Source organism: Enterocloster bolteae, assembly GCF_002234575.2.
In the GTDB taxonomy this organism is placed as follows: domain Bacteria; phylum Bacillota; class Clostridia; order Lachnospirales; family Lachnospiraceae; genus Enterocloster; species Enterocloster bolteae.
Genome location: NZ_CP022464.2, coordinates 1,847,513 through 1,874,402, shown reverse-complemented (window position 1 = coordinate 1,874,402; position 26,890 = coordinate 1,847,513). Strand labels below are relative to the sequence as shown.

Annotated in this window: 37 protein-coding genes; all 37 read right to left on the bottom strand. The window is 51.1% G+C overall.

From position 1 onward, the window contains the following. Positions 1-2: 2 nt before the first annotated feature. The 37 genes from CGC65_RS08885 to CGC65_RS08705 all read right to left on the bottom strand — a co-directional run bounded on the left by CGC65_RS08885 (position 3) and on the right by CGC65_RS08705 (position 26,769). Positions 3-1,832 (bottom strand): VirB4 family type IV secretion system protein, encoded by a 1,830-nt coding sequence (locus CGC65_RS08885; RefSeq protein ID WP_002565940.1) that lies wholly within the window; start codon positions 1,830-1,832, stop codon positions 3-5. A gap of 84 nt (positions 1,833-1,916) precedes the next feature. Beyond that, positions 1,917-2,681, bottom strand: coding sequence for a Fic family protein (locus CGC65_RS08880; RefSeq protein WP_002565939.1), 765 nt, complete (start codon positions 2,679-2,681; stop codon positions 1,917-1,919). Positions 2,682-2,821: 140 nt separating this feature from the next. Beyond that, on the bottom strand, positions 2,822-3,424 hold the full coding sequence (locus CGC65_RS08875; protein ID WP_002565938.1) for a hypothetical protein: 603 nt from the start codon (positions 3,422-3,424) through the stop codon (positions 2,822-2,824). Then, positions 3,421-3,681, bottom strand: a complete 261-nt coding sequence (locus CGC65_RS08870; protein ID WP_002565937.1) for a hypothetical protein — start codon at positions 3,679-3,681, stop codon at positions 3,421-3,423. The genes CGC65_RS08875 and CGC65_RS08870 overlap by 4 nt, the downstream gene beginning before the upstream one ends. A 10-nt stretch (positions 3,682-3,691) precedes the next feature. Then, positions 3,692-4,204: a hypothetical protein gene (locus CGC65_RS08865; RefSeq protein WP_002565936.1), complete on the bottom strand. Its 513-nt coding sequence runs from the start codon at positions 4,202-4,204 to the stop codon at positions 3,692-3,694. Positions 4,205-4,226: 22 nt separating this feature from the next. Then, the gene (locus CGC65_RS08860; RefSeq protein ID WP_002565935.1) at positions 4,227-4,628 is read right to left on the bottom strand and encodes a DUF7768 domain-containing protein; all 402 of its coding nucleotides are present in this window, start codon (positions 4,626-4,628) and stop codon (positions 4,227-4,229) included. A gap of 22 nt (positions 4,629-4,650) precedes the next feature. Continuing rightward, positions 4,651-5,553, bottom strand: coding sequence for a conjugal transfer protein TrbL family protein (locus CGC65_RS08855; protein WP_002565934.1), 903 nt, complete (start codon positions 5,551-5,553; stop codon positions 4,651-4,653). Between the two features lie 68 nt (positions 5,554-5,621). Next, entirely contained in the window at positions 5,622-5,990 is a 369-nt protein-coding gene (locus tag CGC65_RS08850) for a hypothetical protein (protein WP_002565933.1), read from the bottom strand. A gap of 23 nt (positions 5,991-6,013) precedes the next feature. Next, complete coding sequence (locus tag CGC65_RS08845) at positions 6,014-6,292, bottom strand: hypothetical protein (RefSeq protein WP_002565932.1); 279 nt, start codon at positions 6,290-6,292, stop codon at positions 6,014-6,016. A 30-nt stretch (positions 6,293-6,322) separates the two neighbouring features. Continuing rightward, entirely contained in the window at positions 6,323-6,715 is a 393-nt protein-coding gene (locus tag CGC65_RS08840; RefSeq protein ID WP_002565931.1) for a hypothetical protein, read from the bottom strand. A 43-nt stretch (positions 6,716-6,758) separates the two neighbouring features. Further along, a complete protein-coding gene (locus tag CGC65_RS08835) occupies positions 6,759-7,346 on the bottom strand; it encodes a DUF4259 domain-containing protein (RefSeq protein ID WP_002565930.1) in 588 nt (195 codons plus the stop codon). 47 nt (positions 7,347-7,393) lie between these two features. Then, the gene (locus tag CGC65_RS08830) at positions 7,394-7,732 is read right to left on the bottom strand and encodes a DUF3852 domain-containing protein (protein WP_002565929.1); all 339 of its coding nucleotides are present in this window, start codon (positions 7,730-7,732) and stop codon (positions 7,394-7,396) included. A gap of 88 nt (positions 7,733-7,820) precedes the next feature. Next, complete coding sequence (locus CGC65_RS08825) at positions 7,821-9,608, bottom strand: DUF8193 domain-containing protein (protein ID WP_002565928.1); 1,788 nt, start codon at positions 9,606-9,608, stop codon at positions 7,821-7,823. Next, a complete protein-coding gene (locus tag CGC65_RS08820) occupies positions 9,574-10,191 on the bottom strand; it encodes a DUF6550 family protein (protein WP_002565927.1) in 618 nt (205 codons plus the stop codon). Before CGC65_RS08820 ends, CGC65_RS08825 begins: the two co-directional genes overlap by 35 nt. Positions 10,192-10,296: 105 nt before the next feature. Continuing rightward, positions 10,297-10,842, bottom strand: coding sequence for a hypothetical protein (locus CGC65_RS08815; protein ID WP_002565926.1), 546 nt, complete (start codon positions 10,840-10,842; stop codon positions 10,297-10,299). Further along, on the bottom strand, positions 10,839-11,243 hold the full coding sequence (locus CGC65_RS08810; RefSeq protein ID WP_002565925.1) for a DUF4320 family protein: 405 nt from the start codon (positions 11,241-11,243) through the stop codon (positions 10,839-10,841). The genes CGC65_RS08815 and CGC65_RS08810 overlap by 4 nt, the downstream gene beginning before the upstream one ends. Then, the gene (locus CGC65_RS08805) at positions 11,231-11,599 is read right to left on the bottom strand and encodes a hypothetical protein (RefSeq protein WP_002565924.1); all 369 of its coding nucleotides are present in this window, start codon (positions 11,597-11,599) and stop codon (positions 11,231-11,233) included. The genes CGC65_RS08810 and CGC65_RS08805 overlap by 13 nt, the downstream gene beginning before the upstream one ends. A gap of 27 nt (positions 11,600-11,626) precedes the next feature. Then, positions 11,627-12,499, bottom strand: a complete 873-nt coding sequence (locus CGC65_RS08800) for a hypothetical protein (RefSeq protein ID WP_002565923.1) — start codon at positions 12,497-12,499, stop codon at positions 11,627-11,629. Positions 12,500-12,504: 5 nt separating this feature from the next. Then, complete coding sequence (locus tag CGC65_RS08795; RefSeq protein WP_002565922.1) at positions 12,505-13,434, bottom strand: type II secretion system F family protein; 930 nt, start codon at positions 13,432-13,434, stop codon at positions 12,505-12,507. Continuing rightward, complete coding sequence (locus tag CGC65_RS08790) at positions 13,431-15,068, bottom strand: CpaF/VirB11 family protein (protein ID WP_002565921.1); 1,638 nt, start codon at positions 15,066-15,068, stop codon at positions 13,431-13,433. Before CGC65_RS08790 ends, CGC65_RS08795 begins: the two co-directional genes overlap by 4 nt. After that, positions 15,062-15,874 carry an ATPase AAA gene (locus tag CGC65_RS08785; protein ID WP_002565920.1) on the bottom strand — a complete coding sequence of 271 codons (813 nt, stop codon included), beginning with the start codon at positions 15,872-15,874 and terminating at the stop codon, positions 15,062-15,064. Before CGC65_RS08785 ends, CGC65_RS08790 begins: the two co-directional genes overlap by 7 nt. Beyond that, positions 15,875-16,744 (bottom strand): Flp pilus assembly protein CpaB, encoded by an 870-nt coding sequence (gene cpaB / locus CGC65_RS08780; protein ID WP_002565919.1) that lies wholly within the window; start codon positions 16,742-16,744, stop codon positions 15,875-15,877. It lies immediately after the preceding gene. Between the two features lie 18 nt (positions 16,745-16,762). After that, entirely contained in the window at positions 16,763-17,140 is a 378-nt protein-coding gene (locus tag CGC65_RS08775; protein WP_002565918.1) for an LPD28 domain-containing protein, read from the bottom strand. 122 nt (positions 17,141-17,262) lie between these two features. Next, positions 17,263-17,658, bottom strand: coding sequence for a prepilin peptidase (locus tag CGC65_RS08770; protein WP_002571418.1), 396 nt, complete (start codon positions 17,656-17,658; stop codon positions 17,263-17,265). Then, the gene (locus CGC65_RS08765) at positions 17,659-18,000 is read right to left on the bottom strand and encodes a SpoVG family protein (protein WP_002565916.1); all 342 of its coding nucleotides are present in this window, start codon (positions 17,998-18,000) and stop codon (positions 17,659-17,661) included. 41 nt (positions 18,001-18,041) lie between these two features. Continuing rightward, the gene (locus CGC65_RS08760) at positions 18,042-18,272 is read right to left on the bottom strand and encodes a DUF6133 family protein (protein WP_002565915.1); all 231 of its coding nucleotides are present in this window, start codon (positions 18,270-18,272) and stop codon (positions 18,042-18,044) included. A 55-nt stretch (positions 18,273-18,327) separates the two neighbouring features. Then, positions 18,328-18,885 carry a YodL domain-containing protein gene (locus CGC65_RS08755; protein ID WP_002565914.1) on the bottom strand — a complete coding sequence of 186 codons (558 nt, stop codon included), beginning with the start codon at positions 18,883-18,885 and terminating at the stop codon, positions 18,328-18,330. Positions 18,886-19,150: 265 nt separating this feature from the next. Next, positions 19,151-20,176, bottom strand: coding sequence for a hypothetical protein (locus tag CGC65_RS08750; protein ID WP_002565913.1), 1,026 nt, complete (start codon positions 20,174-20,176; stop codon positions 19,151-19,153). A gap of 164 nt (positions 20,177-20,340) precedes the next feature. Then, on the bottom strand, positions 20,341-20,916 hold the full coding sequence (locus CGC65_RS08745; protein WP_002565912.1) for a hypothetical protein: 576 nt from the start codon (positions 20,914-20,916) through the stop codon (positions 20,341-20,343). After that, the gene (locus CGC65_RS08740; RefSeq protein ID WP_002565911.1) at positions 20,906-21,196 is read right to left on the bottom strand and encodes an AbrB/MazE/SpoVT family DNA-binding domain-containing protein; all 291 of its coding nucleotides are present in this window, start codon (positions 21,194-21,196) and stop codon (positions 20,906-20,908) included. Before CGC65_RS08740 ends, CGC65_RS08745 begins: the two co-directional genes overlap by 11 nt. Beyond that, the gene (locus CGC65_RS08735) at positions 21,189-21,617 is read right to left on the bottom strand and encodes a hypothetical protein (protein WP_002565910.1); all 429 of its coding nucleotides are present in this window, start codon (positions 21,615-21,617) and stop codon (positions 21,189-21,191) included. Before CGC65_RS08735 ends, CGC65_RS08740 begins: the two co-directional genes overlap by 8 nt. Then, on the bottom strand, positions 21,617-22,000 hold the full coding sequence (locus CGC65_RS08730) for a hypothetical protein (RefSeq protein ID WP_002565909.1): 384 nt from the start codon (positions 21,998-22,000) through the stop codon (positions 21,617-21,619). The genes CGC65_RS08735 and CGC65_RS08730 overlap by 1 nt, the downstream gene beginning before the upstream one ends. Then, positions 21,987-22,916, bottom strand: a complete 930-nt coding sequence (locus CGC65_RS08725; protein ID WP_007038643.1) for a DNA adenine methylase — start codon at positions 22,914-22,916, stop codon at positions 21,987-21,989. Before CGC65_RS08725 ends, CGC65_RS08730 begins: the two co-directional genes overlap by 14 nt. Before the next feature lie 36 nt (positions 22,917-22,952). Beyond that, positions 22,953-24,134 (bottom strand): antirestriction protein ArdA, encoded by a 1,182-nt coding sequence (locus tag CGC65_RS08720; protein WP_002565907.1) that lies wholly within the window; start codon positions 24,132-24,134, stop codon positions 22,953-22,955. Positions 24,135-24,152: 18 nt separating this feature from the next. Then, the gene (locus CGC65_RS08715; RefSeq protein WP_002565906.1) at positions 24,153-24,368 is read right to left on the bottom strand and encodes a hypothetical protein; all 216 of its coding nucleotides are present in this window, start codon (positions 24,366-24,368) and stop codon (positions 24,153-24,155) included. A gap of 62 nt (positions 24,369-24,430) precedes the next feature. Next, the gene (locus tag CGC65_RS08710) at positions 24,431-26,065 is read right to left on the bottom strand and encodes a hypothetical protein (RefSeq protein ID WP_002565905.1); all 1,635 of its coding nucleotides are present in this window, start codon (positions 26,063-26,065) and stop codon (positions 24,431-24,433) included. After that, complete coding sequence (locus tag CGC65_RS08705; RefSeq protein WP_002565904.1) at positions 26,059-26,769, bottom strand: hypothetical protein; 711 nt, start codon at positions 26,767-26,769, stop codon at positions 26,059-26,061. The genes CGC65_RS08710 and CGC65_RS08705 overlap by 7 nt, the downstream gene beginning before the upstream one ends. Positions 26,770-26,890: the final 121 nt, after the last annotated feature.

The window sequence follows — 26,890 nt, the reverse complement described above, 5'->3', positions numbered from 1 at the left end:
GTTCATCGACCGCCTGCCTTTCCAAACAGCTTCGCCTTATAATCCGGTACCGTCACCATCAGGTTGTAACGCTCGTTCCCGCATTTATAGAGACACACACCGCGCTGTGGATAGCGGATCAGTCTGAATTCACTCGCTTCCAGCTGCAAGGTGTCCGTATAAAACTTCTCATCCACAGCCCCTGCATTGAACAGAAACTGGTGGGTGGGAATAGAAAACAGCGGCTTGGTATATTCTCGAATCCCCTCAATATTAAAATCCTCCAGATTCTGACTGGCAAGAATCACAGAGGAGTTTTTCTTTCTCACACGTTTCATGAAATTTCGGACATACTCCACTGCCGTCAGGTTGGAGAGGAACAGGTAAAATTCATCCAGTCCCGCCACTGTATTGCCCACGGTCAGAAGCCGGTTGCTCATAAAGGAAAGGGTATTAAACAGCAGTGCATCACGTAGGTTCCGGCTGGCCTGCAGAACCCCTTTCACTCCAAAAGTGACGAAACTGGAATCCGTAATATTGGTATGACCGTTGAAAAACTTTGCCTCCGGTCCCCTGCACATGGAGTGGAGCCCCAAAAGGATGTTCTGCAACAGCTCTGCGGTATACAGCTGCCGCTCCCCGCTGTCAAACCCTTTATATTCCGCCTCAATCAGCCCGTACAGTTCAGAAAGGGTAGGATAATCTTTGGATCCCAGCATCTGAAAATCCGTCTCATCCGTAAGACCGCACCTGGCATAGAGGCGTTGGACCATAATCTCAATCACGTCAATCTCCCGGTCCGTGAAGTCCTTATACGAGCGGAAAAAGTCTTTTAAAAAGCTGATATGCTGGCTCAGCCGGCTTCGGATTCGGAAGGTTTCCGGCGCATCCGGATCTTCCAGACCTTCCCCTTCGTCCCACACCTTTGGCTCCAGGGGATTGATCAAAAAACGGCCGCCCATCAGATCAATGAAGCAGCCCCCAAGATTGTTGGTCAGATCCTCATATTCCATTTCCGGATCCAGGCAGATGACATTCAGCCCGGCCTCCCGCAGGTTGCACAGGATCAGCTTTAACAGATAGGATTTTCCCTGTCCGCTGTTGCCCAGGATGAGGATGGAACCGTTGGTCTTATCGTCTGCCCTCTGGTTAAAATCCACCAAGATATTGCTCCCGAACTTATCCCGTCCCACATAGAAACCACGGGGATCCGTTTTCCCGCTGTAATTAAAGGGATAAAGGTTCGCCACACTGCTGGCCGGCAGAACCCGCTCAAACTGATCCCGGAATACATTTCTCCCGCTTGGCATCACACATTGAAAGCCCTGCTGCTGGCGCAGAAGGAGCCGGTCCACGTTCAGTTTTGAACGGATCAGCTCGGTCAGCACCTCCGTCTGTAACAGCTTCAGGCGGTCGTATTCATTTGCAGTCAGTTCCATGTAAACAGCCGTATGCAGGAGCGGCTCCCGGTTGCGGTGGGTCCTTGCCACAATCATCGCCACATCCTGGAGATTGCTCTCCGCCTGGACCGTCTGCTGTAAGTCATTGGTGCTGGACTGATTCAGCCGGTTCTTGCTGGCGGCATTGCTGATGATTTTCCGCTCCTCCGCCGCACTGACATGGCGGGTATAAATCTTTAAGGTGACCCCATCCTTTTCCCCCAGCCGTTTTAAGATCGCCTGCTCCTCTGTGGAAGTCGGGTACTCCCTCAGTGCCCACACACATCGGTATGTGTTTCCGCAGATGAAGTAGTCAGTTTCAAACTTCATGACGGAGGGCGCAATCATATCCAGAAATTCCTGGATGCGCACATCCTCCTTTTCCGCCTCCGGGGCGGTTTTTGCATGTTTCAACGTTCTCCCTCCTTGATTTTGGCGCAAAAAAAGCGCCGGACACATCTCTGCATCCGGCGTCATGCCGTTTTCGTTCTTCTGTTGTTACATCCTTGGATTTTGCTGCATGTTCTGCGAAGGTACTATCATGCCCAGGTAACGGTCCATCTGGTGGTCGACCAGGTCTGCAACCATTTCTGCAAATGGGGCCAGATTTCCCTCTACCGCATAGGCTTCCAGGGCATTGAAATAATCCAGCCGGCTCTCTTTTGCGATAGACACGGCAGGGAATCCGTTTGCTAAAAGCTGATAGTTCATAATCAGGCGCGAGGTCCTCCCATTGCCATCCGGGAAAGGATGGATACGCACAAACTCAGCGTGGGTCCATGCCGCCAGCTCAATGGGGTTCATTTCTTTCCCCTTCCATGTGAGGTCGGCATAAAAATCTTTGACCTGCCGGTACATCTCACCAGGTGATGGCGGGGTATGCTGCGCTCCGGAAATGTACACGTCTACGTTCCGGTAAATCCCTCCCACAAAAATATTCTCCATCAACAGTGCATGGATTTCCTTAATGATTTTTTCATCCAAAGGCTGTTCCTTTGCGATACACTCCTTCACATAGCGGTATGCCTTCTGGTGGTTGACAGTCTCATAAATCTCCCTCAGCCTCTTCCCGCCTATGGTAATCCCATCCTCTAAGAGCACCTTTGTCTCCATGAGGGTCAGGGTATTTCCCTCAATAGCGGTAGAGTTATGGGTATATTCTATCTCAAACGCCTGCTCGTAGGACTGCAGCGTCAGCTCCGGGATGGACGCCCTGCCAGACTGGTATAAATCCCTTTTTCTCAATAATTCCGGGTAATTCAAGCAATCCACTCCTTCCTTCTCATAATGATTGCATCTTTTTTACAGTATACCACAGTTTGATTAAATCGTAACCACCAATTTACTGTTCCCATCAAGGCTGGCTTTACAATTCCTATTGAAGTTTCTTCAGCCTCCTGCATTTAATCATCAGGAATGATCCACCGAGCCCCGTCAAAATCCTCGAACTTCTCACTAGTCACGTTCTGCTCATAATACACCGCCAGAATCCGTTTGATATCTTCCTCATCCGCCCGCCTGGAATCAAATCCTTGTTCCTTCAGGGACTTTTCAATGCGGTCCAGATACGAAAACACATCCTTTCCCTTCTGGTTCCGAAGACGGATCAGGATTAAAAATTCACGGGCCGTTGCCATCTGTACCTGAATCCGGTCTAAGAAAATCTGATCCCGCTCCAGCAACTGGCGGATGACCGGATTGCGTTCTTCTTCCGCCCGCCTGCGCAAAAATCCCTTGTTCTCCTCAAAATTCTCCCGGCTGTTTAAGCATAGCATCTCAATCTCCGCCACACCCTTCAGCACATTCATCAGAGCATACACCCTCGCTCCTACACTGGATTCTGAAAGAACTGACAGATTGGTAGGCCGGATCATAAAGTACACCAGCTCATCGCCGTCATAGGTCTCCAGGCTGTACTCCGTAATCCTCCTGGTGTTCATCAGCTGCCTGGTGGAGAGCCTTTGTTTGGCTGTTGTCTTTCCTTCCCGTTTCCCTTTTCTGCTCATCTGGTCATCCTCCATTCAAAAAATTGCTGCCTGAAAAAATAAGCGCAGGCATAGCTGATAAAATCCAGGATACTGGTATCCTCAAAACGGATGGTCAAAAAGGCATAGGCAGCCGTAATAAGCGCCGGGATAATCACCCCAGTCTGGACCGCCGCAAGCACAGAAAACAAAACTCCTACCCCAATCACGGTCAGATCCCGAAGCTGCCACAGCCACATGACAGCCCTTGCCTTCAAATGTTCCGGGTAAATATACATCCTCCACCTCCTACAGTTCCATGGACATACCGGACGTCTGGTCCTGTCCACACTCCTTTTCATTTGTAAATTCCTGCTGCATGGCCGCCAGTTCCGCCTTAATCTGCCCCAGCTTGTCAAGGACCTCACGGCCTGCTTTCTGGGCCTCGATGGATGTTTTCAAGTCCATTCCCTGATCCAGATTTACATAGAAACTGCCGGCCAGCTCCCGCTCCGCCCTGCTTACAATCCGAATGGCCCGTTCATAAAGGGACGGCGTCTCCCTCATAGTTTTCTTTGGGTCTCCCATCTGATACACGCCTCTTCTCAGACGGCAGTAACCGCTTCCGTCCGTATTCGCCAGCCGCCAGAGGGCCGAAGATATGACCGTTGCGCGCATCGGCTCCCCCATCACGGCATGGCCTTTACAGTTTTCCATCACATAATCATAGATTTCCGACATGGGATGCTCATCCCCATCCCGCAATAACGCCTTAATGTAATACAGTGCCATCTCTGTGTTGGTATGAAAATATAAGTGCAAGAACTCCACCTCCTTCCCGCGGTTACATCCCAAGCTGAACATTCTTCTGGTACGATTGGCTGGTTTCCGGCCCTTCCCTTATGCCTTTCCCCAGCTCCTGAACCGTTTGATTCCCCATGATCTCACATACAGGGATCCGGCGCACCGGAATCCCCCTGGCTTTGGCATACGCTGTTTCCCGCTTCATTCCTGCCGACATCCGGTCACCGCATATCCAAAGTTCCTCACACCGCTCCAATATATCCAGCCCAAGACGGATTCCTATTTCCCGTTCTTCCGGCACGGAATCATTTAGTATCTGGGGATATAACAGGTGCGGAGCCAGAGGAACCGCTCCCTGCCGGATGGCATAACCGCATGCCTGTCTTGCAAATGCTGTATTTTCTTCTGTATTCCCCGCATAGGGGGAACAGATATAAATCATCCTGGTCTCCAATCCGTCCCTCCTATTTCACCGCTGCCTGTACAATGGTCCTGGTCAGGTTTACCGCGCTCTGGGCTGCATACACACTGCTCATCAGGTTCGCCCTGGTACTGGTATCCAGCCCAAACTGTCCGGCAATCCTCGGCACCTCCCCTGCCGCCAGCATGATCCCCAGTCCCAGAAGGGCGTTCTTGCTCAGCACCATCAGGCCGGCAATCAGCATCGTGGCCTGTAAAAAGGCAGTCAGACAGATACCGATTACCTGCTTGCACCAGTTCGTAAAGCCATCCATATATCCTCTTGGAACACTGAACAGGTACAGACTTCCCACCGCAATCTGAATCAGCAGGATCCCGCCCCGTTTCAGGTTGGCAAAAAACACTTTGATGGTGGAATACCCCATCATAAACAGGATAAAAATCATCAGGATCGGATTCGTGATTGTATTGATTCCACCGAACACCCCGCTGACCATTGCATCCTGCAGGGTTCCTGAATTCTTCAGGCTGTCAATGATGTTCCCTGCCATGGAACCAAAATCACCACCCAGCCCGGTGATTCCTCTGGTAATCTCTCCCTGGAGGGACACACTGAATTTGTAAAGTTCTACCGGCACAACGGAGAAAAGGCTGGCCGCCATAAAACCTTTTAATGCATTCAGCGCCGTATCACGGACGCTTCCCCTGCCGCTCTGGCATTCAATCGCACATTCAAATACCGCCACTACAAGTCCCACCACATAGAGCACCCAGGCAAGCTGTGAGAAAAACAGGACGATCGCCTGGATCCATTCCAGCTCGAACAGCTCTGCCCCCATCTGCCCCATGAGCGAGAAAAAATTTCCCAGAAACCCAATCATCTGGCCATAGATCCAGTCCACGATCTGGCCAAGGACCGTATCCGCTACAAAGTCCCAGATAAACATCGAACCATCACCTCTTTCTTACTCTTAATCCTATTTCCTCAGACTCCCTTTTGCAGGCTGGGCATCCGTCATTCTTCCCACAAGCAGATATGCCTGATAGACACCACCTTCAAATCCAGCGCTCCCATGCAGAATAGCGTGAACTCACCTCCGACCAGTCCCCGACTTTCTCCCTCTCCACCGTGTTCATAACACTCAATCCTGACTTTCAGCTTCCTTGCGTATTGATAATCCCGGCAGAGCTGTCGCATAAACGGTGTTTCTAAAAATGCCAGATCCAATACGTGATCCGGATAGAGGGAGGCTCCTATTACTTTTCCATCTGCAATAACAGATACCCGGGAGTACCGGAGCGTTGCCTGATCCTCCGGCAGATAGCGCTCATTGGACTCCCTCATTGGGTCATAATACGCCAAGTATTCGCTTAATGATTTCATAAGCATCCCCCTCCCTGCCTGTGTTACATCTGAAGTCCATCCTGCATTTGCAGGTTTTCTTCTCTGCCCTTCCATGCTTCGATCGCATCCATCAGTTTGAATACTTCTGGATAGGGGTGGTACAATAGACTTCCGCTCTCATCGACCTGCGCCACACGGCTCCCCTCCAGATACAGCTGCAGCAATCCATTCTTTACTCCTTTTACCTCAAATCCCATTTTCTCAGCAACGGTTGAAATGTCTTTAAAAAAGCGGCTCTCTTCCCTGGTTTCCGATGGCTGCTGTTCCTTATTTCCTACCATAGTCCCAATGATAGAACAAAGATGCGCCGCCTATTCTTTATCCATGCCCCATCCATCTGCCAGTTCCCGGATAACCGATTGGACCTCTTTAATCCGGTCTGCTGCCTCCGCACCTTGTGCGGAAATCATTTCGCTCGCATAACGGTATAATCCATTCACAGCTGCAATTTTCTGTTCCTCTGATACCCCGTTCGTCCTTCCCGTCTGAACTGCACGCCGCAGCGTTTTATCAAACTGCTCTACGCGACCCTTTCTGTCGCTTAAATTCCAATATGCCTCCATCTCCCCGATTATTTTCCTCAACCGTCCGATGCTCTCATCTCCTTGTGCTCCCCGGCTAATTTTGATCGTGGCGGCGTATTGGATCAAATGCTTAATGCACGTTTCCATCAGTAACTTATCCTGTCTGTCGTTTGAAGCCATCGTTTTCTCCTGATTTTCTACCATCGACATTCCGTATTATGTCTCACAGTCCAAATTGATTCTGTAAAGGATGTTCCGCCTCTCTGTTATTTTCCATCTCCTGATACTTTGGCCTTTGTAATGTTATCAGCTCTATTTCTGCTTCTGAAGATTCAAGAAGTGTATCCAGACGGCTGACCAATTCTGTCATATGCTCCTGCCAGCCAATCCAGTTCTTTTCCTCAAACCAGCCACCCCATTTCCCGCCATCTTCAGTCTGAGATCCGGCATGTTTCTTTACATGATGGAGCGTGTCAAATAGATAGTTCCGAATCCAATGGACCGTTTCCTTGGATGCGGTGAAAGAAGTGACTGAACAAAATTTATGCTCCTCCCTATTCCAGTCCTCCTCAGAGTCCAGGCTCTTCACATCTCCGTCCACAAACTTTAGCATAAGTTCTGCCAGCACCATCACACTGGTGTGGGACCCTGCCGTTTCTACCTCAGGGGGTGCGTTCCATGAATCCCGCTTCAAAGTTTCCACCAGTGTTTCAAGTTCCAGTTTACCATCCTCCGGAATACTCTCCCTAATAAACTCTACCGCATCCAGACCTTCATCCGACTCAAATGCCGTGATTCCCCAACATCCCATTCATCTTCCTCCCGTATTCTTATTCCAAAAAAATCTTATTTCACTTCTTAGATTCCAACAATCTGCCACACATACATTGGCGCGAACAGACTGAAAACCAACCCTGCAAACAAAATGGCAGCCGGTGCCCACTCAATCTGACCATGCTTCCGGTAATCCATATAGGCAGTGGCCACCTTGACGAAAAACAGCACCGCCAATACCAGATCGATTGCCGGGAACACTACATTGTTAACCACCGTCTTGATCTGGGACGAGGCCGCTTTCCAGGTGCCTTCCACTGCGCCTGCTACATTTCCAGTGTTGGTTGCAAAGGCAGTCATGCTAAACATGGCGGTCAGAAGTAATACAACAATCAGTGCAATCATCCATTTAAACTTTTTCATATGGCTCTCCTTTCATATGGCGAAAGCCACAGAAATCCTGCGGCCCTCACTTTATTTACCTTTTTTCTGTTCTAAAACAACCGTTACCCTACCTCGGTTTCTGAGGCGAAATATGCCAATCCTGCCAAAGATTCCCTTGCACCCGGACCGAATCTGTCAGATTCATGGACAACATCCCGGCCGGCGTCCAGCAGTCAATCAGCCATGTATAGGGCGTATAGCTGCCATCGGGATACCAGATTGGCAAAAAATGTGTCCTTCGTTCATAGGTGCTGAATGGGTTCTCCTCAAACTCAAACCGGGTCTGATATCCCCGCCCCATCCGTTCCAGTACACGCCAGTAGCTCTGATAATCAAATTCTGGAAAGTAGGTGATGGCGTTCTGGGCTTCTGTCACCGCATGGCTTTGATTGGTGCTCACCCCTGCTGTCACGATTTCCTGGATGCCATATCCGGACTTCAGTGTATTTCCGGAAGCGGTCGGGGATTTCTCATCCGGATGGATTTCCATCTCAGCAGTTAGTCTGGCATGGTAACGGTCATAATCAAATTCCCACCAGCCGTGATCGCACCAATATCCATCGTCATCATCATCTCCACTGTGCCAGACCCAGTAGGAATACCACCATGGCCTCCACACCCCCCAATCGGCTCTCGTCACCTGTTCCCTGCCTGGAACTGTCGGGATGGTAAAACCGTCATTCCGATCATCCGCATTGGGATCTGGAGGAGGATTCTTACTCAAGTCTACGATATTAGCTGTAATCGTATTTTTGTCGGTCCTTCCCCCGCCGGAAACCGTGACATGTATGGTCATGGTCTGCGGTGTGGAAGGTGTGGTCCAGCGAATCCAGGCAATCTGACTGTCCCCCTCCGGATAATATACGTGATCCACGCGCATCGTCTTTCCGGCCACCCGAAAGGTTACTGAGACCGGGTGGTCCGGATCCGACTGGCCTCCCCTTACAGTCACAGCGGTGATAACTTCCGTATTCACCCGGTACTCATAGTCAAAAGCATCCACGGCTGGCGGCGTGGTTATCTCATTAAAACGCACAATTCCCAGACCAAGGGACGTGATGATTTCCTGGTTGGAACGCACACCAGACTTTGGTCCGCTCCAGGCAGGATATCCTAAATCTGCAGTCTCCAAAAACATGGATAGCGGCAGATTTTGAAATGCAACCGTAGGAAGCATTGCCCGCATAGCGCCGTTTATCGTCTGATCATACAGGGCAGCTTCCGTGGCAGTCATTGCCACGTTCACCCCCTGAAACACAACATAAGCAATCGGTTCCAGCATCAGCTTATACTTGCCGTTTGTCAGCACTTCAAAGTCCATTCCTGTCAGGTTCGCAATGCTGCGGATGACCTGCTCGTCAGTAAAATAGCTTTTTATTGCCTCAATACTGGCCGCGCCAAGACTCTGGGAGCTGATGATCCGCGGCAGGGACTGTCCCGGATTTATGAACGTATAAGCCTCACCGCTTGCACTCAGCGCAGTCCCTTTGTTATAGGACAGCTTGCTAACCTTCCCAAAATGCAGCTGGATATTGGTCGGCCTTTTATTGGTAAAGTCAATGGGCTGTGTTACCGGGGTCCTGGTATCCGCCAGGATGACCGTCACCCTCACGCCCTCCATGCCGGGCGTCCACTTGTTCTGTGAGGTTCCCTGTCCCATGGACCCGCCGCCTCCATCCAGATTCCCTTCCCCGACTGCGTATGCAGTGAGAGGAGACATAAGCATCAAGGCCATTGCCAGCACAGCCAGTATCTTTGCCCTATCCCTGCACATCCTCAAAGAAAAAACACCGCCGAAGCAGTGTCTCGTCACAATCCTTTTAATCCATAATGCCAATCTTATTTCCATTTTCATACATATCCTCAGCTACCGTTCCCTGCCCTTCCCCAATCTCATCAATCCAGCCAAATCCCGGCACATAAATCTTTCCGTTTTGTGTGTCTCCATACTGCGGCTCCCCTGCTTGCGTGGGCGCCTCGCTGGGCTGTACTACCTCCTCATGGGGTATGGCCTCCGGCGTTCCTTCCACTGTCTCTCCATCCGGCTTTTGTGTAGGATTCTTCAACACCTCTTCTGGGGGAGCAGTCGGTTTTTCTGGAGCCGGCTGCACGGCCTGTTCCGTCCGGTCCGTCTGTGCCGGCAGAGCCTCTGTTGGCTCCGTTGTCCCTGTCCTGGAAGGTTCCGTTGCCGGTTCGGTTCTCACCACGATATCCGGTTTGGTTGGCTCTGTTTCTTCCTCTGTTGTTGCTGCTTCTGTTGTCTCAGTCGGTATTTCCGCTACTGTCACTTCTTCCGTCTGTTCTGTCCGCGCCTCCGCATGATTGCTTCCCTGTGCCTCTCCTCTGAATTGGCTGCCGATTGCTGCAATCAATACAGCTCCCACGACCACGCAACCAAGGACAGCCAGCCGCCGCTTCATCCGCTCATTCAGTTTCATTGATTACGCCTCCTCATGCTTTTATCTTTGTACGACATAACATACCGTAACCCTCCCTAAAAGTCCAGCGACTTTTCTCATTTTCCCCTCTTTCTCCCCTATTTTTCAGAATACTTCAATATAACCGGCCTGAACTTTAAGTTTCATCTTCATCGAAGGAAATGTCTTCCCTGCAAACCGTACCGGAACCTCCAGCCAGACCACGGCATCTGCTTCAAACCGCTGGGCATTTGCAGGGTCGGAGGGTGCCAGAGGCGCATTGCGTATTTCAACGTCCAGCCCGGTGATTTTATACTCCAGAACGCCTCCTGTATATTTCACCCGGTTTCCTCCCTCCCGCCGTGTTCCCAGCGTTTCATCCAGGTGGTAATAAATATCTCCGGTATCCACCGCTTCCTCAAAGCCGTATCCTTCCGTATAATATCCACCCGAGTATCCTTCCCGTACTCCGTGGTAGACATTGGCGTAGTTGTCATTTACCACCACAACCACTGCATCCTGCAGGGCTTCCTTCACCCCGGAGGCAATCAGGCTCAGACGGAAAAATTCCATGATTCCGCACAGAATCAAAAGGCAGGCCAGCGTCACAGCGATTACCAAAGGGAACGCAGTCCCGCGTTGATCTTTTAAACATGCCCGCCATTTTTTCATTTCCAATACACCTCAGACTTTCCGGTTGCCGCAGCACGGAGGGTGATGGGGAAGGAACCAAATCCTCCAAACAATCCCAGATTATAGCGGTAGGTCAGCTGCACCGTTACTTCCTCATTGAGCTGAATCCGACCACTGGCTGACCAATGAATTTCGGGATTAAGCCCTGTCTTTTCTCTGAGGACAGCCGCCCTCCGGTTCGTCTCACTCCCGATCCGGCCCGCAATCTCCGCCTCCCGGCAAAGCTCTGTCGCAAAGGTATCCAGCTGCTGTTTTGCAATAAACACAGGCAGAATCTTTACGGACAGAGCCAGTACCAGCATCACACACAGGATTAAAACCGCCACATCGATGTACCCTTCCCCGCTGCGTCCAGCAAGAATCTTCCTTAAACGTGACACACCATCCCCTCCTCACTGGTTCTGGCAGGAATCACTTCCGGCTCATATAACCGCGTCAACACATACCAGGTGCCGTCCGCATGATTCACTGAATCCACCATCTGCTGTAGAAGTTCCTCCGCCTTGATCTGGACACATTCCCTCCAACTGTACGGGCTTCCGGATACGGCTCCACCCGCCAAAAGATTCCCAATCTGCTCCGGGACCAGATACACATATCCGCCAGGCGTCATCATAAACACCGGTTCTTTGGGATGTCTCTCCAAAAACTCCCGCACCGTCCCCGATAATTTTTGCCCGCTCCCGTTTTCAACTTCTTTTTCTGCCATTCCTGTCTGATTTTTTACACTGCTCATGTCCTTACGCCTCCGTCTTTTTCTTTTCTAAAACATACTTCCCATGGACTTTAGAATCTCAAATACGATAATCGCCAGGTAAGTGACAATAAAACACACCAGCATGAGGAAGCTGAACACCCGGATCTTGGGCGGGATCTTCTGGGCTTCCTTTTTCAGCCGCTGCAGCTCCATCTGTTTGAAATCATGGGACAGCATCTGAAAATACATGGCCCCGTCATCGCCGCGAAGCACGCCAATCAATCCCCTCACCACATCGGAAAGCATGGGTGAGTTAATCCTGGCCTCAAACCGGGTAAGCGCTGCCTCATAGCTGGAAGAGCGCATATCCGCCGCCAGGATTTCCAGTTCATTGGCAAATTCTTCCCCTGCGTTCTTTTTGTAGTTCTCCACAATAGACAGCACATCCCGGCTGTTCTTCAGTTCCTGCTCAATGGTTGACACAAACCGGGGCAGTTCGCCTTCCAGCTCTCCCCTCTTCTTCGCCAGCAGCTCGTCCGCCCGCTCCTGCTCCTTGAAATACACCATCACCGCCAGAACCACGACAATCACGGCCAGCAGCGGGAATACCAGCAGGCAGGGAATGATCCCCAGCAGCACAAGCCCGGCCTTGGAAATAACATAGGCCTGATACACCTCCGGCTCCATATTCAGCCCGCTGGCCTTTAGTATATTCTTCTGCCGCCCCCGCTTATACTCATCCATATGGATATAAGGCGCCAGCTTCACCGCCAGGGAAAGAAGGTAAGTTTCCAGGCTCTTTGCTGCCTTTCTGTTCTCTCTCCCCGTGTTAATCATCGCCTTTGACGTCTTTAAATACGGCAGCCGCAGCAAATCCGCTGCCAGGAAAAATAATCCAGCCGCCAGTAGTCCGCCAAAGCAGACCAGTAATCCAAGCATCTCTTTCACCTCCTGTATTCCAGCGGCTTAGTCAGTCGGATCACACATGCTGTACTGACAAAGATAAGAGCCGCCGAACCCGCCAGGATGAGCTTCCCCATATAGGAAAACATCAGTGTCTCGTACCAGCTGCGGTTTAAGAAATACATTAATGGGATATTTCCAATGACAAGGATCACCATGGTAATAAATTCCTTCCTGGGTTCCGTCACCAACAGCTCCAACTCCGCGTTCACGATCCGCATATCCGACAGCTTACTTACAATCGGCGTCAGCGTGGTCTTTAAGCTGCGGTCATACTGGCAGTCGCACAGTGCATTGCACCACTCCTCGAACACATCGTTCTCAATCCGTCCTCTCAGTGCCTGCAGCCCGGCTTCCACATCAGGATTCACCATCCGCACTTGGGTCGAAAATTCCTGGAACACGTTGCGGACCGGCGGATTTAAGTAGTGCAGGTTTTCCTCCACAGCAGTCAGGATGTCCTCATTCCTCAAATATGCCGTGGTAATGATGGACAGGGCGGTCTCCAGCTCCGCAGCCACGTTCTTCTTGTAATGGCCGGCCGTCAGCCGCACATACCAAAAGGGGAAGAACAGGAAGCCCACCGCCAGAACCGGGGCCAGAAAATAGTTCCCCATCAGGATTGCCAGCGAACCGCCAAGACAGAACAAGGACAGACTGGCTGCACAGATCATGGAAAAACGGCTTTCCCGGCCCGTCATGGCCAGGATCTCCTGAGCTGCCCGGATTTCCCTGCGAAACACACCCGGCTTCTTTCGGCTGGTGGCCTCGTTGATTTCCTCCTTTATTGTCCTGGGCTTTTGCATCAGGAAGCCAAACAGGCCGTCTGTAAATTTCATCGGTTTTAGGCCCAGAATTAAAAAAGCGCCGGTTATCATACCGGCACAGGCTAAAAGCTGCATCAATGTCATACGTTCACACCTCCCCTCAATTGTTTCAGCGCCTCTCCCGGCATCCCATTCTCCAACAGCCTTTTCGCCAGCCCGTCCGATATGGTATGCACCTGCTCATGGCGGCCTTCAATGATGAATTTTCCATCTTCCACCCGGTTTTCCGTGATTTTGTACTGGAACAGCGGCCGGTAGCTTCTGGTTCCATCCGGACGGATTTCACACTCCTGGATTTCCATCAGGCGCCGTTCCCGGTTTTCCAGCTGCTTACAGAATGCCACGATTGGATAGGCCTCCGTCACATAAGACAGGAGGGTCTCATCGCTCATGTCTACCGCCCGTTTGCAGAGGGATACCATACGCCGGTATGTGGCTTCACAGCTGTTGGAATGGATGGTAGTTACCACCGCCACGCCGGTCCTGGCCGCCTCCTGGGCTGCATTGGCCTCCGGCCCGCGCATTTCTCCCACCACAATGATATCCGGGTTAAACCGCAGCGCCATGTCCAGCAGGGCAATCTGATCCACCCTTTGTCGCTCATTCTCACTGTCCCGTGTCAGGGTATGGATAACGGAATTCGTTACCACGCCTTCCTTCTCGCGCACCAGCGCCAGCTCCCTGGAACCGCTCTCAATGGTATAAATCCGCTTGTTATCCGGTATGGTTGTCAAAAGCCATCCAAGCAGTGTTGTCTTCCCGGAGCTTGTCGCCCCTGCCACACAGATGGATATCCCATACCGCAGACACTCGGTCAAAAAGTCCATCATCGGCTGGGTGGCCGTTCCCCCTTTTATAAAGTCCTCCTGCTTCATGGATTGTGGATTCACAATACGGATCGAAGCTGCAATGCCTACGTCCTCATCCACCAATGGCGTTTTCATGGCAGCGATTCGGATGTTTTTAGACAGATGCCCCAGTACAGCCGGGCTGGCATTATCCAGAACCATACCGGACGTATGGAGCATACGGCGAATCACATTGATTGCATGCTGGGGACTCTCAAAGCGCTCGGTCAGTTTCTTCGTAACGCCCCCGGAATACTGGACTTCGATGTCCCGCCAGCTGTTGATGTCGATCTCCTCAATCCCTGTCCCAAACACGTACTTAGTTAGGAAGGAAAACTCTGCCATCTCAGTATAAATGGTATCCACCAGTTCCTGGCGGTCCATACCCTTTACTGCAATCCGGTAGTCCTGCACATATTTCGTGATATAGCGCTTAATCTGTTCCTTCACGTCCCCGCTTCCCTGGTCAATGATCAGCGTGGAATATTTGCTGGAAATGTACTCCTGCACTTCTTTTAAAACATCCGTAAATTCCCGGCCCTCTCCCTGAGGGGAAAAGAACAGGTTGTGGGCGCGGGGAGCCTGCGATTCTTGAAAGAGCAGCCGTTCTTCATCCTCTTCTTCTGTTCTACTGATCTCTTCTAAACTCAGTTCTTCCAAAACAGGCTGTTTTTCCGGGACAGCGGCTTCACTTTCTCCTCTCTGCGCTGATTCGTCCTCGTACTCTATTTCGCGTCTCTTGGAATCGCTATATTTCTGCAGTTCTACTTCCTGGTCATCACCAGTCGCTTCTGCCATTGCCGCCTGTCCGCCAATCTCCCGCTTCGGTCCCGGCCCAAATATATCCCCGGAGCGCTTTTCCCCTAACATCCAAACACCTCCCTGCTGATTGCCTCAATCGCCTTCCGGAACCCTTTGCTCTCCCGCAAAGATAAATCCGCCAAAAGATCCCCGGCCAGACTCTGCGCCGCCAGTTCCGCACAGTAAGGCAGCTTAAACGTCACACTTCCAAGCACCTGCTCCACATGTTCACTGGCCTCATTGGGTTTGATATTGCTGGCTACCTTATACTGTTTATCCGCATCCCATTTGTTGTCCCGCAGCAGGGGCAGCTGGCTGGAAAGATAGCTGATACTCTTCAAATCGCAGTTTACCAGGCGGAGAACCGCATCGGATTCCATCAGCGCAATGGCCGACAGGATATCATTGGCAATGTAGCTTCCACAGTCGATGATCACATATGGGGCCATTTCCCGCAGACACGTAATCAGCTCCGTTGCCTGCTTCGCGTTGTAAGGCGGATAGGTATATTCATTCTCTCCCCGCAGCATCCCCATCAGGGTCAAGTAATCATACTTTTTATGGGTAATCAGGTTGTGACGGACCAGGGACTGGGTCACCTGAGCGGCCGCCAGCACACTCCCCAGGGAATGTTCACATTCCAGGTCTGCCGGAGGGCAGATACAGGGCAGCATGGGAGCCGTCATATCGCAGGTCAGGAGAACCACGTTTCGCTTCTTCCCAACCAGGTACTTTGCCAGCTTCACAGCCACTGTGGATTTACCACTTCCCGGACTCCCCCAGACCGCCAGGACCTGATTCCCCGGCTCATCCATGAAGTCTTCCTGTGCCTTTGCCGAGCGGTCGAAAATACTTCCTTTTTTGAAATTCAGCATTTACTCCACCCCGCTCTCGCTTCCTGCGGTTGCCTCTGTCTCCTCTCCCTGTACGGTTTCTTCACCGGCTTCTTCTACTGTTTCTGTTTCTTCAGTTCCGCTTTCCTTCTCCGTATTCTCTTCCATTTCCTCACTCTCTAGCGGATATAGTTCTTCCAGCATGATTTCCTGGGCCTCCACAAACTTCCGGGCATTTTCCTTTGTCCCCCGGTACACCAGGGATAAATGCAGCTTCCCGTCCGCCTCCAGTTCTGCAAGGACCCTTCCCTGATCCGGCGTAACCAGAAGTGTCACGGTTCCCGGCAGTTCTTTCTCCGTCTCCTCATCGCCCCGTTCCCCGGTATTGGCGTCATATCCGCTGTTTGCCGTTACTGCAATGACCTCCACATACTGGAGTTCCGGCGGTATCACCGTAGAACCCTGTTTCCTATAATCCGGTGCAATCACAGAAACAATGTCACCGCTGACCAATTTTCCGGATAACCCATTGGCAAAGGCTTTCACGCTGACGGAAATGGCCTGTTTTTCCCCATTCAGGTTATAAAGATAGGCATTCTCCGCAGCCGGTTCCTCCGCCACCTTGGAACGGATGATATAGTCACCCGGCGCCATATCCGCCGATGCATACTTACCAATCACTTCATCTATGTTTCTCACAACAGACTCCGGCAGGTTGTAAGCGCCCACCTCCACCGGTTTCACCATATCCTTTGTGATCTCATCCCCAATCCGGATGTTTTTGGTAACCCGGACAATCTCTGTTTTCTCACTGATCGTCCGGTTAAACATCGGCGTGATTGCAAAGCAGATTACCAGGGACAGTACAATGCACAGCAAACCAATCACTGTTCTGTTCTTAAAAAAGTTCATATCCGTCTCCCTTCTACTCTATCCTTGGACCATACAAAATTCAGCTGTCTCGGCTGCTACAGGACCATCTGCCTTCTGCTCCAGAAGCCGCTCTAAAGAAACCAACGGCTCATCATCCAAAAACTGAATTCCTTTCATCGACATCTGATTTTCACCATGAAAGTCAATCGATTCGTCTGAAATGACAGCACCGCTTATATTTTCTGACAAAGGATTCCGGCTGATGAAGATATGTTCCTCACTATCTTCTATCCCGTCATTCCATACATCGTAGCAATATAAACCTGCCGGGACCGTATCATGATCCACGGTGTATCCGGTTCCGTATAGCCGCTTTCCCTCCAGCTCAAACGGTTCATAATACATGGTAAATGCATTGGCTCTCTCAACTGCCATATTAATTCCCCTTACCGCACTGCAGATAGCCTGCCTTTTTCCTGAACCGAAGACAGAAAACACTCACACAGCCAATCAGCACTAACAAACTAAGAATCTTTTTCTTCATTTCCTTACTCCTTCTAAACATAATAAGCGACAGCGTATCCAATGGCCAGGAACGGAGCCATTGGATATGCAGACCACACCTGCCTTTTAAAAAGTGGCAGCACACACAACGCGCCCAAATGAAACAGAAGCTGGAGCAACAGTCCCAGTATGGTTCCCATCAAGGCAGCCGGCAGCCCCAGCACAAGGCCGCAGGCTGCCGCCAGCTTCACATCTCCACCGCCAAATCCTCCTCTTACTGCCGCTGCCAGAAAAAACAACGCCGGGATAAGCCCCAGCAGATATTCCGGCCGGAAATGCAGGAGGGTGAGGGCGGCGATACTGCCGCTCACCCAGTCCGGAATCTCCCGCCGCTTTAGATCCACAAAGGAGGAGGCCAGCAGCAGAAAGAAAAACAGGACTCCCTGCACCTACATCTGCAGGCCGGGTTCTTCCCCCGCCTGTTCCGGCGCTTCCGGCTGAGGCGCGGTCTGCTGAGCCACAGACTGCTCCAGCGCCTGCTGGTAGGACGATAACACTACATTGTGAAGCTGCTCCCGAAACTCCGCCGTTACCGGAAAACACACTTCCTTATATCCTTCCGTTGTCTTCCGGCTGGGCATGGAAACAAAGAGCCCACGCTCTCCTCCCTCCACTACTTTGATTCCCCGGATTGCAAGACAGCTGTCGATGGTGGCGGATGCATACCCCCGGATACTTCCCACCTCGCCGGGCGGGTACATGGATGTAATTCTTACGTCTACAGTAGGCATATAAAGTTCCTCCTTCTTTCTTTTTCTTTCTGCGTTTTCTGTCAGCCTGCATAGTTGAACATCTCGGTAATGCGGCGGGACAACGTGGGTAACACATTTTCAGAGAATAATGCGTATAGACCCGCCAGCAGCAAAGCGCCGATCACCACAGCCATCAAGATCTTGATAGCACTATCGATGAAATTTTCACCAGAACGGTCTACAAGAACTGCCCGTACCTTCCACATTTTCTGCTCCGCTGCATGTTTCACATGTTCCATTTTCTCTCTCATGAATTACTCCTCCTCACATGATAAAAGGCAGCCATTCGCTGCCTGATTTCCATTGCTACAACTGAAGCACCTGGGATTGGACCGGTTCCGGTCCCCCAAATACAACTGGTTTAAAATCCCTATAATCCACGTAATAGAATTCACTGGCTTCCTCATCATATAGCTCAATCACATCTGACATCGAGAGGGAGTGCCCCGTATAACCCGGAACCTCCTGCCCGCCATCGAATTTATCATAGATCCGTTCCAATTCATTGGTCTCTATTTCCCCGTCATAAACCATGTGGTAATTCTGTGGGTCCGGTTCCCCGAATCTCGTGACCAGCGTATCATAACCAATGAATTTCATATGGATATTGACATCGGGCTTTAACTGCCAAATCCGGCAGTTCTTCAAGGGTTCACAGCCCTGAGTCTCCGCCTGTCCATTCATCAGCCGGTCGTATACGCCGCCCTTCCATACCACGGCTTCAATCCCGCCCTGCCGTTCCAGATAGGCTTCCAGTTCCTTTCCCTTAAAGATCGGGTCCACCACCGCCTGGCTCCCGGCAATATATCCGGCCGGGTTTCCAAAGTATACAATTCTCCCGTTTTCCACCCGAATCCCACGCATGGGCGTTCACTCCCTTCTTGTTGTTTCATCCACTTCTTTACAGCCAGCAGCGTCTTTCCCAAACGTTATTACTCCCCTTTGGAGCGTCCCTGGCCCAAAATCCGTGCCACATCTCAAATTCCTCCTCATACCAGTTACAAACTCATGCCCTGTAAAAAGGCGGCTTCCCCCGCCTCCTGTTCCAGCCTGTTTTTCCCTCCTGACTGGTTCATCCGATGAGCTGACTGGATCCCTTCATATTTCTCCTTGTGGATGATAGCTGCTTTCACATAGACGGTTTTCTCGTTCTTGTATTTCCGGTAATGTCCTCTCCTGGTGTGAGGCAGCATTTCATACCCCGTCCTCCTAAATCCGCCTCTTCCGCTATTCTTCTTGCTAAAAAATATACAGCTCCGATGGAATCCGGGGCTGCTCCTTCCTGCTTCATATCAAACACCTTGATACTGTTTTTATCTACAAACCGCTGACTTTGAATCGCCTTTCCTGCATACTCTGACTTTCTCGGATGTTCTTCCAGATACTTGCGCCGTCTCTGTTCCGCCAGTTCCATCTCCTGCAAATAGTCCAGGAGACTTAAGAACACCGCTGTCACACCGTCCGTCTTTCCGACCAGGTTTTCAATGGGAATTTTCCCGCTTCCCTTCAACCGGTCCAGGAGCTTAATGCATAGGTCCTCATCCTTCTCTACCAGATAGGCACAATCTACGCCACTGCTTCCCTGAATGTTGATAATGTAATGCACATCATCTGCCACCAGTCGGTCCAGGTTCTCCTGGTCCGTTTCAGTCATCTCATAGCAACCGTACTCTTCATAGAGCCGCTCATTGATCAGCAGCAGCTTGGGAACACAGTCATATTCGGTATAATATTTTCCCTTCTCCCTATCGTATAGAAAGCGGCGGCTTCTCTGCTCTGGAGGAATGGATGAGATGGACTTTTCATCCACATACCGCCGTTTCTTCTCGGACTGTCCTTGAAAGAATGGAATCATGAGCAGAATATCCAGATAATGGTCCAGACGTTTCCGAAACTGCTTCATGTCCCGCCCTGTCAGATCCTTCAGGCAGCGTTTCCGGTCCTCTTCCTGACTGTAAATGAAATCTGCCAGACGTTTTTTCTTGGTTGCCAGCGTTATTAACGCCTGGCTGCGCTCCTTCTTGCTTCCCCTCTCCAGTATCATTTCCGCCGTCAACAGGTCGCTGATCAGTTCTTTTCGCTCCTCCCCATCCCCCACCATGTGGTTGTAAAACCGGTACTGGGGAAGGTTCATTTTGTCCACGTATTTAGACATCCGCTACCCTCACTTTCCTTTTTTATCTACTGTGTCAGTTCAACACCATACCACACTGCACGCTGGAAAGCGATTCATAGAAACCAACAAACATCGGGGCAGAACATACAGCAAACACGACAAAATGGAGGACCTGTCTCTCAACCACCAATGCATACATCCCCCTATAATTGCATGGGGCCAGGATTTTCCACCAATCCTTCACGCATCTCATCCAGTTTCTCCTGCGGAGGATAGACCTGCATGCCGCACCGCACCTCCCAGACACAGAAATCATTCCGGTCACAGAGCATGATCCGGTGCTGATAGGGCTTCTGCATTTCCACATATTCCATGGCTTCCTTTTCATTGCAGAGCCACACCCCGGCCGCATACCTTCCATCCTCCAGGAAACTGTATCCGCTGTACTGGGGTTCATGGTTCTCCAACGGCAAGGCCCCGGGCGGACGGATCTGGGAGAGCTGTAGCTTCTCCTCATCCGGCAGAAGTTCCGGCTTTAATACTCCAAGCACATGATCCCGGGTACAGCGTTCAAATTCTCCGTTCTTTAAGTTCACCAAAAACACAGACTTTCCCAAGGCATTCCCATTGGCTCCATTCCCGCCCGTACAGTAATAAAGCTGCCGGCCAAAGCCAGCCTCCAAGGCAGATTCTTTCAGGACAACTACCTTCCCTTTCAGAGAACAGCCACTGCCTGTCTCCACGCAATCCCTGTCTGTATAAATCCGATTATCCGACATGGCTCCCCTCCTTCTCCCGGACCAGCCCGGACAGGTCTGAAATCAGGCTTAACCTGACTGCATCCGGCATGGTTTTAATGGCGGCTCGGACATAGGCTTCTACCGCTTCCGGTGACTGATCCCCCACCTCCACAATTTCCACCTTACGCACGGATACCTTCCCTTCCTGGAGCTGAAGGGCCAGGATATCCCCGCCGCACATACCGGCCGCCAGACGCAGTTCCCTCGGAATCAACACCCTTCCCTTACTGTCCATCACCTTATATACCGGCTTACTCATCGTAGTACCCTCCTTCTTCGATTGCCTTGTACGCTTCCTCCTCAGATATCCCAAACAGGGACAGGATCTCCAGAAGCGGCGCCTGGACCGCCGCCATAGGATCCGTATCACCGATTAAGATCGCCCCCGGAATCGTCTGCACCACCAGCCCGGTATCCATTGGGATATGGGCATCGTTCAGCAAATCATGAGGGACTACTAACGCTGCTTCCTCCTCATCGGCAATGATATCCGTCTCACAGCCCCCCGTTTCCACCTGAAACCGTGGCCCATAACCGTTAGCCTCTTTTACCGGACTGGTTGGGGCAAACTCCAGCGTTACCAGATTCCCCGGGTTCAGGCACATACTTTCCAATACACCTGGCGGCAGGATGATGCTTCCATCCTCCGCCACTCTCCCATTGATTTTCACGTTTCTCATCACGCCTTCCTTTCTGCTCCTTCTACTGTCTCATCCTGCTGTTCTAACTCCCGGATGAATTCCTGAAGTTCCTCTTCACTCACGCTAAGCTGTGCGGCCTCCAGTTCCCTCACAAGCGCCGACAGCCCGCTTATCTCCTCCGACAGCTGCTCCAGCCGTGTTCCATTGCAGTATCCGCTGAACGTCCGCAGATAGCCCTTTACGTCCGCATGATACTGTCCGGTTTTCTGATTCCTGACCATGGCAAAATAACAGGCCGCCAGACAGCTGTCATCCACCTTCACAAAGAGATGTCCCCCGGTCCTGGTGATCAGGCGCTGTTTTCCTTCTGTCTGTTCCTCCAGCTGGCGCTTTGCCCACCAGAGTTTCTCAATCCCCTCCATCTTCCGTCTCACCTCCCAACAGCCCGGCAGAAAACAGATCCATCTGCTGTGGGCCCCATTTCTTCCGCTCCTGGGGATCATAGTTGGTAATGATCACCTCCGGGAATTCACACCCACGGTCATAGCGCTGGGCCAGGTTATTGATCCGACTGACCGCCGTAATGTGGCAGCCCTCGTATAATCCCCGGATATAGTCACAATCGTTATAGCTGACCATCCATTTTCCCTGACAGCCTGCCAGGGTTTCCCGAAGCCTCACATGGTCCTGCCTTGGAAACTCCACTTCATAATGATCCTCCGTCATAAAATAAGGCGGATCGCAATAAAGAAAGGCGTTCTCCCGGTCATACTGCCGGATGAGCGCCTCAAAGTCTTTATTCTCGATGACCGTATTCGCCAGACGGTCCGCCGCCTGCCAGATCAGATGGAAGGTCTTTCTCACATCAAAGGGCTGGCAGCCAAAGGATGTGCAGCCGCTTCCATAGCTGTACCGGATTACTTTGTAAAATGCAGCCGCCCTCTGGACATCCCCCGGCGCTGCACGTTCCAGAAGGAGGGAACGCAGTTCCTCGAACTCCAGGGGCGGCAGGTTATGCATTGCCAGCTCCAGTTCCTGTGCAAGGAAAGTTCCTGCAAACTCCTGTCCCTCTAAAAACCTTCGCAGCACAAGAAATTCATCCCTTCCGTTTAAAGGCAGGAATCCCAGCTGGCGTAAAAACTCCATGGTGTGGTTCTTCACACAGGCATATAAATTGGTCAGGTTGGAATTGAAATCATTATAAACCTCCATCACCTTCGGATCCGGTGGTCTCCCGAACAGCACCCAGCCTCCGCCTCCGAATACCTCAATATAGCGTTCAAAACTGGCCGGGGACAATTCATACACCGTGTTCCGCAGCGCCTTTTTGCCTCCCACCCAGGAAATAAAACTATTGATACTTCCTCGCCTCCTCTATCCCATTCCCTGCGTCATCATGGCATGGTCCTCCGATTGAACTTCCTCCAGGACGGGCTCCTTTGAGACTGCTCCATAGGCCGTGAGCTTCCTCCCGGTCTGGGCATACAGCTCTTTCCCATAGCCTTCAAAGTCAAATCTCCGAAATGCCTGTGCTTCCAGGTCCGCTCCCATCTGTTCCAGACATTCCCTGCCGTAGGTGGCATAAGTCACCTGTACCGGGTCAAACGTATACTGTTCCAGCATATCAGTCAGCTCGGCAGCCTGCTCTATGCTGGAACAGCCTTCAAACTCCGACACGGCTTTGTATTTCAGCAGCTCCTTTTCTGTCATAGACGCTAGCTTCTTAGCCAGGTGGTTCCACCGATCTATGTCATGATCTTGCCCTGCTAACTGCTCAAACAGCGGGGCCGCAGCGTGTATTTTGGCGATCCCGCAATGGCTGAATAATTCCAGTCCAAGCCTCTCTAATACCTGATTTTTTGCCGCTTCATCATATGGAAGTTCCAGCCAGGCTCCCACCCCTAAATCTTCCGTATTCGTTCCCGCAGGGACAAGATACAGAGAAAACAGGGCGCGATGAATCTCCACCTGTTCCGGAAGCTGCTTTCCGTCATAGACTTCCTGCCACTGGTCTGAAACACGGTAACAGTAGCCCTTGGATGTAAACACGCCATTTTCCTTTTCCCTTATATACGCTCCAACCTTTTCGGTATCCAAAAGCGGGTAAATGTCTCCCGGCAAATCCTTCAAAATCGGATCCAGATCATTGTCAATGGTCATTTCCCCGATTTCATTGTCGCATTGAATTCCCGGAAGGAATTCAAACCGCTCCAGGTTATACAGGCCATTGATAACCTGTTTCATGTTTCGTTCCGGAAGGGCCTTTAGAACACCTTCATAAACCTCGATCTGCTTCTCAGTCATCTGTGCCAACTTATAGACTAACAGATTCAATTCTTCCAGCGTATGATTGTAGCGGTCCAGAACCGATTCGATAAATCCCGGCCAGCCCCGGCCGCGCTCTAAATGATAAGGCTCCCCTTCCTTTAACCTTGCCCTCTGAAACGCATCCCTCACCGCCTCCCGGTGAGCCGGTAGAGATAGGGCACTTCCCTGATAGGCAGGATCATCTATAAACTGGCAGGCATAAATCCATACCTGCATAGATTGATTCACATCTCTCAACCTCCTTTTTCACCGTCCTTCTGAATGACTCATTCCCTGTGAAAATATTTTCCGGACGGACTCAGCCTGCGCCAAGCGGCATTTTTCCGCTGCCTCCTGTACCAGATTGAGCGCTTCCTCCAGCGCTCTCTTTTCTGTCTCTGAAACTATATTTGATCGCAATGCCATGCTGATCGTTCTTTCTGCCTGCTGCAAATCGCTGCGGACACGTCCATAATGCATCATCCCCCCGCCTCCTCTTTCAGATTTCTAGTTTCACAGCTGTTGGATGGCTCCCTCCCTTCTTTTTATGAGATGCCGCCCATCCCCTCCATGCCTGTCAGTTCCTGCTCTTTTACAATCCCCTTCAGTTCCTGTTCCGTCTGTACGCGGAATTTAGAATGGCCAAAATAGACATACAGATCACAGTCCGAATCACACTCGATGCCTTCCTGTGAAAAACATTCTCCCCAGCCATCACAAGCTTGTCCGGCCCATTCCCGTTTGAGGACCTCTAACTCCTCCTGGTTCAGCTCCCCATGGCTCTTGATTTCCAGCACTCCCCAGAGATTATACTGATAGCGTTCCACGGTTGGGCACATACTGATTACCCTTTGCTTTAAAAGCTGATTGTCCAGGTAATCTGCAAGTCCTTTTTCTGTTTTTAAGATATCATCTGCAGCAATCGCGTCCCGGATATCCTCCTCATAAGAAATCAATCCAACGGAAGAGAGCGAGGAGGAATACCCATCTTCATCCACCAGTTCTGCCAACAGCGGACTGTACAGTCTGATAACGGAAGCGTTCTCGCTCAGTTCATTGCAATGCCACTCATCACGCAGCACGGTTCCCTGTTCCGACCATCTGGTTCCATCCCGCTTCATCAGCGCCTTACCCAGACTGTTCCAGTCCAGGTATGCTTCACAAAACCGTGAAACATAAAGCGAACCGTCATCCTTCATCCGCCACCTGGCATAGTCTTCTGGTGTCCGAAATTCTGAAAGAACCTGATAATGATCCAGGTCATTTAAAATACCAATGGCCTCATCCAGGCTGCGGGGGCATTCCGCAGTTAACACCGCTTTCAGCTTCTCCACGATTTGCTCCGTGCCGTCCAGCACCTTTTCTTTTAAAAACCAGGCAAACCGGTTCAGTTCGTCTACCTTACCCCCTACCGGAAGATAATGACGCAGCTCATCAAGCGGTCCGCCGTACTGATTCCATTGACATTCGGAAAACTCCTGTATCCCCAGTTCCTTTTTTGCCAGCTCCATTTGTTCTTTATCTGTCGGGATTGCCAGGGAAACGTTTACCATTCCATTTTGCGAGGGGCGGCGCAGATGAAGCAGAAATAGCGAATTTTTATCATATCCCGGATCCGGAAAGTGGTTCTGATACACTTCTGTATAAACAGTATCCTCACGCTTTAAGACAAGGCCACTTGGGCAGTAATCACCTTTGTGGTCTGCAAAATAGGAATCCCGGATGCGTTCAAAATCCAGCATGGGGTACAGTACCTCTGGTATCTCAATCTGTTTTCCCCTGCGTAACAACTCTGCCGCAGTTCGCCCCGGGTCACTGATATCCTCCAACAGATCGTAGGAGTCCAAGTTAAAGGAAAGATTGATGATCTCCTTCAGCGTTCCGGGCGCTTCCAATTTAAGCGCCACGGAAAAAATATCCTGCTCTCTCCTTGTCATATGCCGCAGCCGCGAATCCAGGAAGTCCAGTTCCTTCCGCCTCGTCTCATCTCCGTAATCCAGCCCTGTAATCATCTCCGACAGCGGCTGAACCGGTGAAACCAGAGAACGGACCGTCACTGTCTGATTCCCGGTTTTCCCCTCGTCCAGTATCTTTTTGACAGCCTCAGAGTCCGAAGCCGACATAGGAATTCTCATCAGTTCTGAAACCATATCCCCATAGCCAATCCGGATTTCTAACATTCCACTTCCTCCTCATTTAAGACAGTCCCTATTCCATGCCGGCTGATTAAGATCGCATGGATAATCAGACGCAACAGCCCGTCATGGAACAACTCCGGATCCCCTAACTCTGATAAAGACACATAAGGTTTTCCAGTACATAATTCCTTTGCCACACAGAACGTTGCATAGCTGTCCAAATCAGCCCCGCGAAGGCGGAATCGGCTGTAGTCAATCGTGCGCTCCTGCACAAATGGCCCGGCCTTTTCCCAAAGCCTCTCCTCGCTGCTCAATAGAAACACGGCGGCAGCGAATCCCGGTTCCGTCACAAGCCCCGGATATAAACCGCAGCGCATGAGCGCCCGAAACCGCCGCCTGTGTTCCTCACTTTTAAAAAGCATAATCCCTTTCTCCCCTTCCTCCCGGAGCTTCCCTACCCGGACCGTCAGGGCTGATCCCGGCAGCTCCTCTGTCAACAGTCTGAGTAAAATCTGATAGAATGCAGAAGGCATTTCCTCATCCGCTGCGGTATACAGATGGCCGTCCCTACCCTGTTCTTTTTCTGCTCTCCACACATTGACATACCGGCAGCTTCCAATCCCCGCTGTCTCTCCAGCCTGCCGGCTCCGGATGATTCCGCTTTTACGCGGCCTGAACCCTGGCACCTGCTGCATTTCCCGCTCCAGCTCCGCGATTGACGTCCCTTTCATAAATCTTACAGTCATGATTCTCAGTCCTTTCTTTCAAATCAGTGGGATTTTGACATAAAAAAAGCAGCTATGCCCTTATTTAAAAAGACATAACTGCGGTTCCACGGTCTCACCAGCCATCAACACGTTCCTATAA

Bases quoted from the DNA above. Each gene is read 5' to 3' on its own strand.
- CGC65_RS08875 (WP_002565938.1), bottom strand. From the start codon at position 3,424: ATGAGCAGAAAAGGGAAACGGGAAGGAAAGACAACAGCCAAACAAAGG.
- CGC65_RS08870 (WP_002565937.1), bottom strand. From the start codon at position 3,681: ATGTATATTTACCCGGAACATTTGAAGGCAAGGGCTGTCATGTGGCTG.
- CGC65_RS08860 (WP_002565935.1), bottom strand. From the start codon at position 4,628: ATGATTTATATCTGTTCCCCCTATGCGGGGAATACAGAAGAAAATACA.
- CGC65_RS08855 (WP_002565934.1), bottom strand. From the start codon at position 5,553: ATGTTTATCTGGGACTTTGTAGCGGATACGGTCCTTGGCCAGATCGTG.
- CGC65_RS08850 (WP_002565933.1), bottom strand. From the start codon at position 5,990: ATGAAATCATTAAGCGAATACTTGGCGTATTATGACCCAATGAGGGAG.
- CGC65_RS08845 (WP_002565932.1), bottom strand. From the start codon at position 6,292: ATGGTAGGAAATAAGGAACAGCAGCCATCGGAAACCAGGGAAGAGAGC.
- CGC65_RS08840 (WP_002565931.1), bottom strand. From the start codon at position 6,715: ATGGCTTCAAACGACAGACAGGATAAGTTACTGATGGAAACGTGCATT.
- CGC65_RS08835 (WP_002565930.1), bottom strand. From the start codon at position 7,346: ATGGGATGTTGGGGAATCACGGCATTTGAGTCGGATGAAGGTCTGGAT.
- CGC65_RS08830 (WP_002565929.1), bottom strand. From the start codon at position 7,732: ATGAAAAAGTTTAAATGGATGATTGCACTGATTGTTGTATTACTTCTG.
- CGC65_RS08825 (WP_002565928.1), bottom strand. From the start codon at position 9,608: ATGAAAATGGAAATAAGATTGGCATTATGGATTAAAAGGATTGTGACG.
- CGC65_RS08820 (WP_002565927.1), bottom strand. From the start codon at position 10,191: ATGAAACTGAATGAGCGGATGAAGCGGCGGCTGGCTGTCCTTGGTTGC.
- CGC65_RS08815 (WP_002565926.1), bottom strand. From the start codon at position 10,842: ATGAAAAAATGGCGGGCATGTTTAAAAGATCAACGCGGGACTGCGTTC.
- CGC65_RS08805 (WP_002565924.1), bottom strand. From the start codon at position 11,599: ATGAGCAGTGTAAAAAATCAGACAGGAATGGCAGAAAAAGAAGTTGAA.
- CGC65_RS08800 (WP_002565923.1), bottom strand. From the start codon at position 12,499: ATGCTTGGATTACTGGTCTGCTTTGGCGGACTACTGGCGGCTGGATTA.
- CGC65_RS08795 (WP_002565922.1), bottom strand. From the start codon at position 13,434: ATGACATTGATGCAGCTTTTAGCCTGTGCCGGTATGATAACCGGCGCT.
- CGC65_RS08790 (WP_002565921.1), bottom strand. From the start codon at position 15,068: ATGTTAGGGGAAAAGCGCTCCGGGGATATATTTGGGCCGGGACCGAAG.
- CGC65_RS08785 (WP_002565920.1), bottom strand. From the start codon at position 15,874: ATGCTGAATTTCAAAAAAGGAAGTATTTTCGACCGCTCGGCAAAGGCA.
- cpaB (WP_002565919.1), bottom strand. From the start codon at position 16,744: ATGAACTTTTTTAAGAACAGAACAGTGATTGGTTTGCTGTGCATTGTA.
- CGC65_RS08775 (WP_002565918.1), bottom strand. From the start codon at position 17,140: ATGGCAGTTGAGAGAGCCAATGCATTTACCATGTATTATGAACCGTTT.
- CGC65_RS08765 (WP_002565916.1), bottom strand. From the start codon at position 18,000: ATGCCTACTGTAGACGTAAGAATTACATCCATGTACCCGCCCGGCGAG.
- CGC65_RS08760 (WP_002565915.1), bottom strand. From the start codon at position 18,272: ATGAGAGAGAAAATGGAACATGTGAAACATGCAGCGGAGCAGAAAATG.
- CGC65_RS08755 (WP_002565914.1), bottom strand. From the start codon at position 18,885: ATGCGTGGGATTCGGGTGGAAAACGGGAGAATTGTATACTTTGGAAAC.
- CGC65_RS08750 (WP_002565913.1), bottom strand. From the start codon at position 20,176: ATGTCTAAATACGTGGACAAAATGAACCTTCCCCAGTACCGGTTTTAC.
- CGC65_RS08745 (WP_002565912.1), bottom strand. From the start codon at position 20,916: ATGTCGGATAATCGGATTTATACAGACAGGGATTGCGTGGAGACAGGC.
- CGC65_RS08740 (WP_002565911.1), bottom strand. From the start codon at position 21,196: ATGAGTAAGCCGGTATATAAGGTGATGGACAGTAAGGGAAGGGTGTTG.
- CGC65_RS08735 (WP_002565910.1), bottom strand. From the start codon at position 21,617: ATGAGAAACGTGAAAATCAATGGGAGAGTGGCGGAGGATGGAAGCATC.
- CGC65_RS08730 (WP_002565909.1), bottom strand. From the start codon at position 22,000: ATGGAGGGGATTGAGAAACTCTGGTGGGCAAAGCGCCAGCTGGAGGAA.
- CGC65_RS08715 (WP_002565906.1), bottom strand. From the start codon at position 24,368: ATGATGCATTATGGACGTGTCCGCAGCGATTTGCAGCAGGCAGAAAGA.
- CGC65_RS08710 (WP_002565905.1), bottom strand. From the start codon at position 26,065: ATGTTAGAAATCCGGATTGGCTATGGGGATATGGTTTCAGAACTGATG.
- CGC65_RS08705 (WP_002565904.1), bottom strand. From the start codon at position 26,769: ATGACTGTAAGATTTATGAAAGGGACGTCAATCGCGGAGCTGGAGCGG.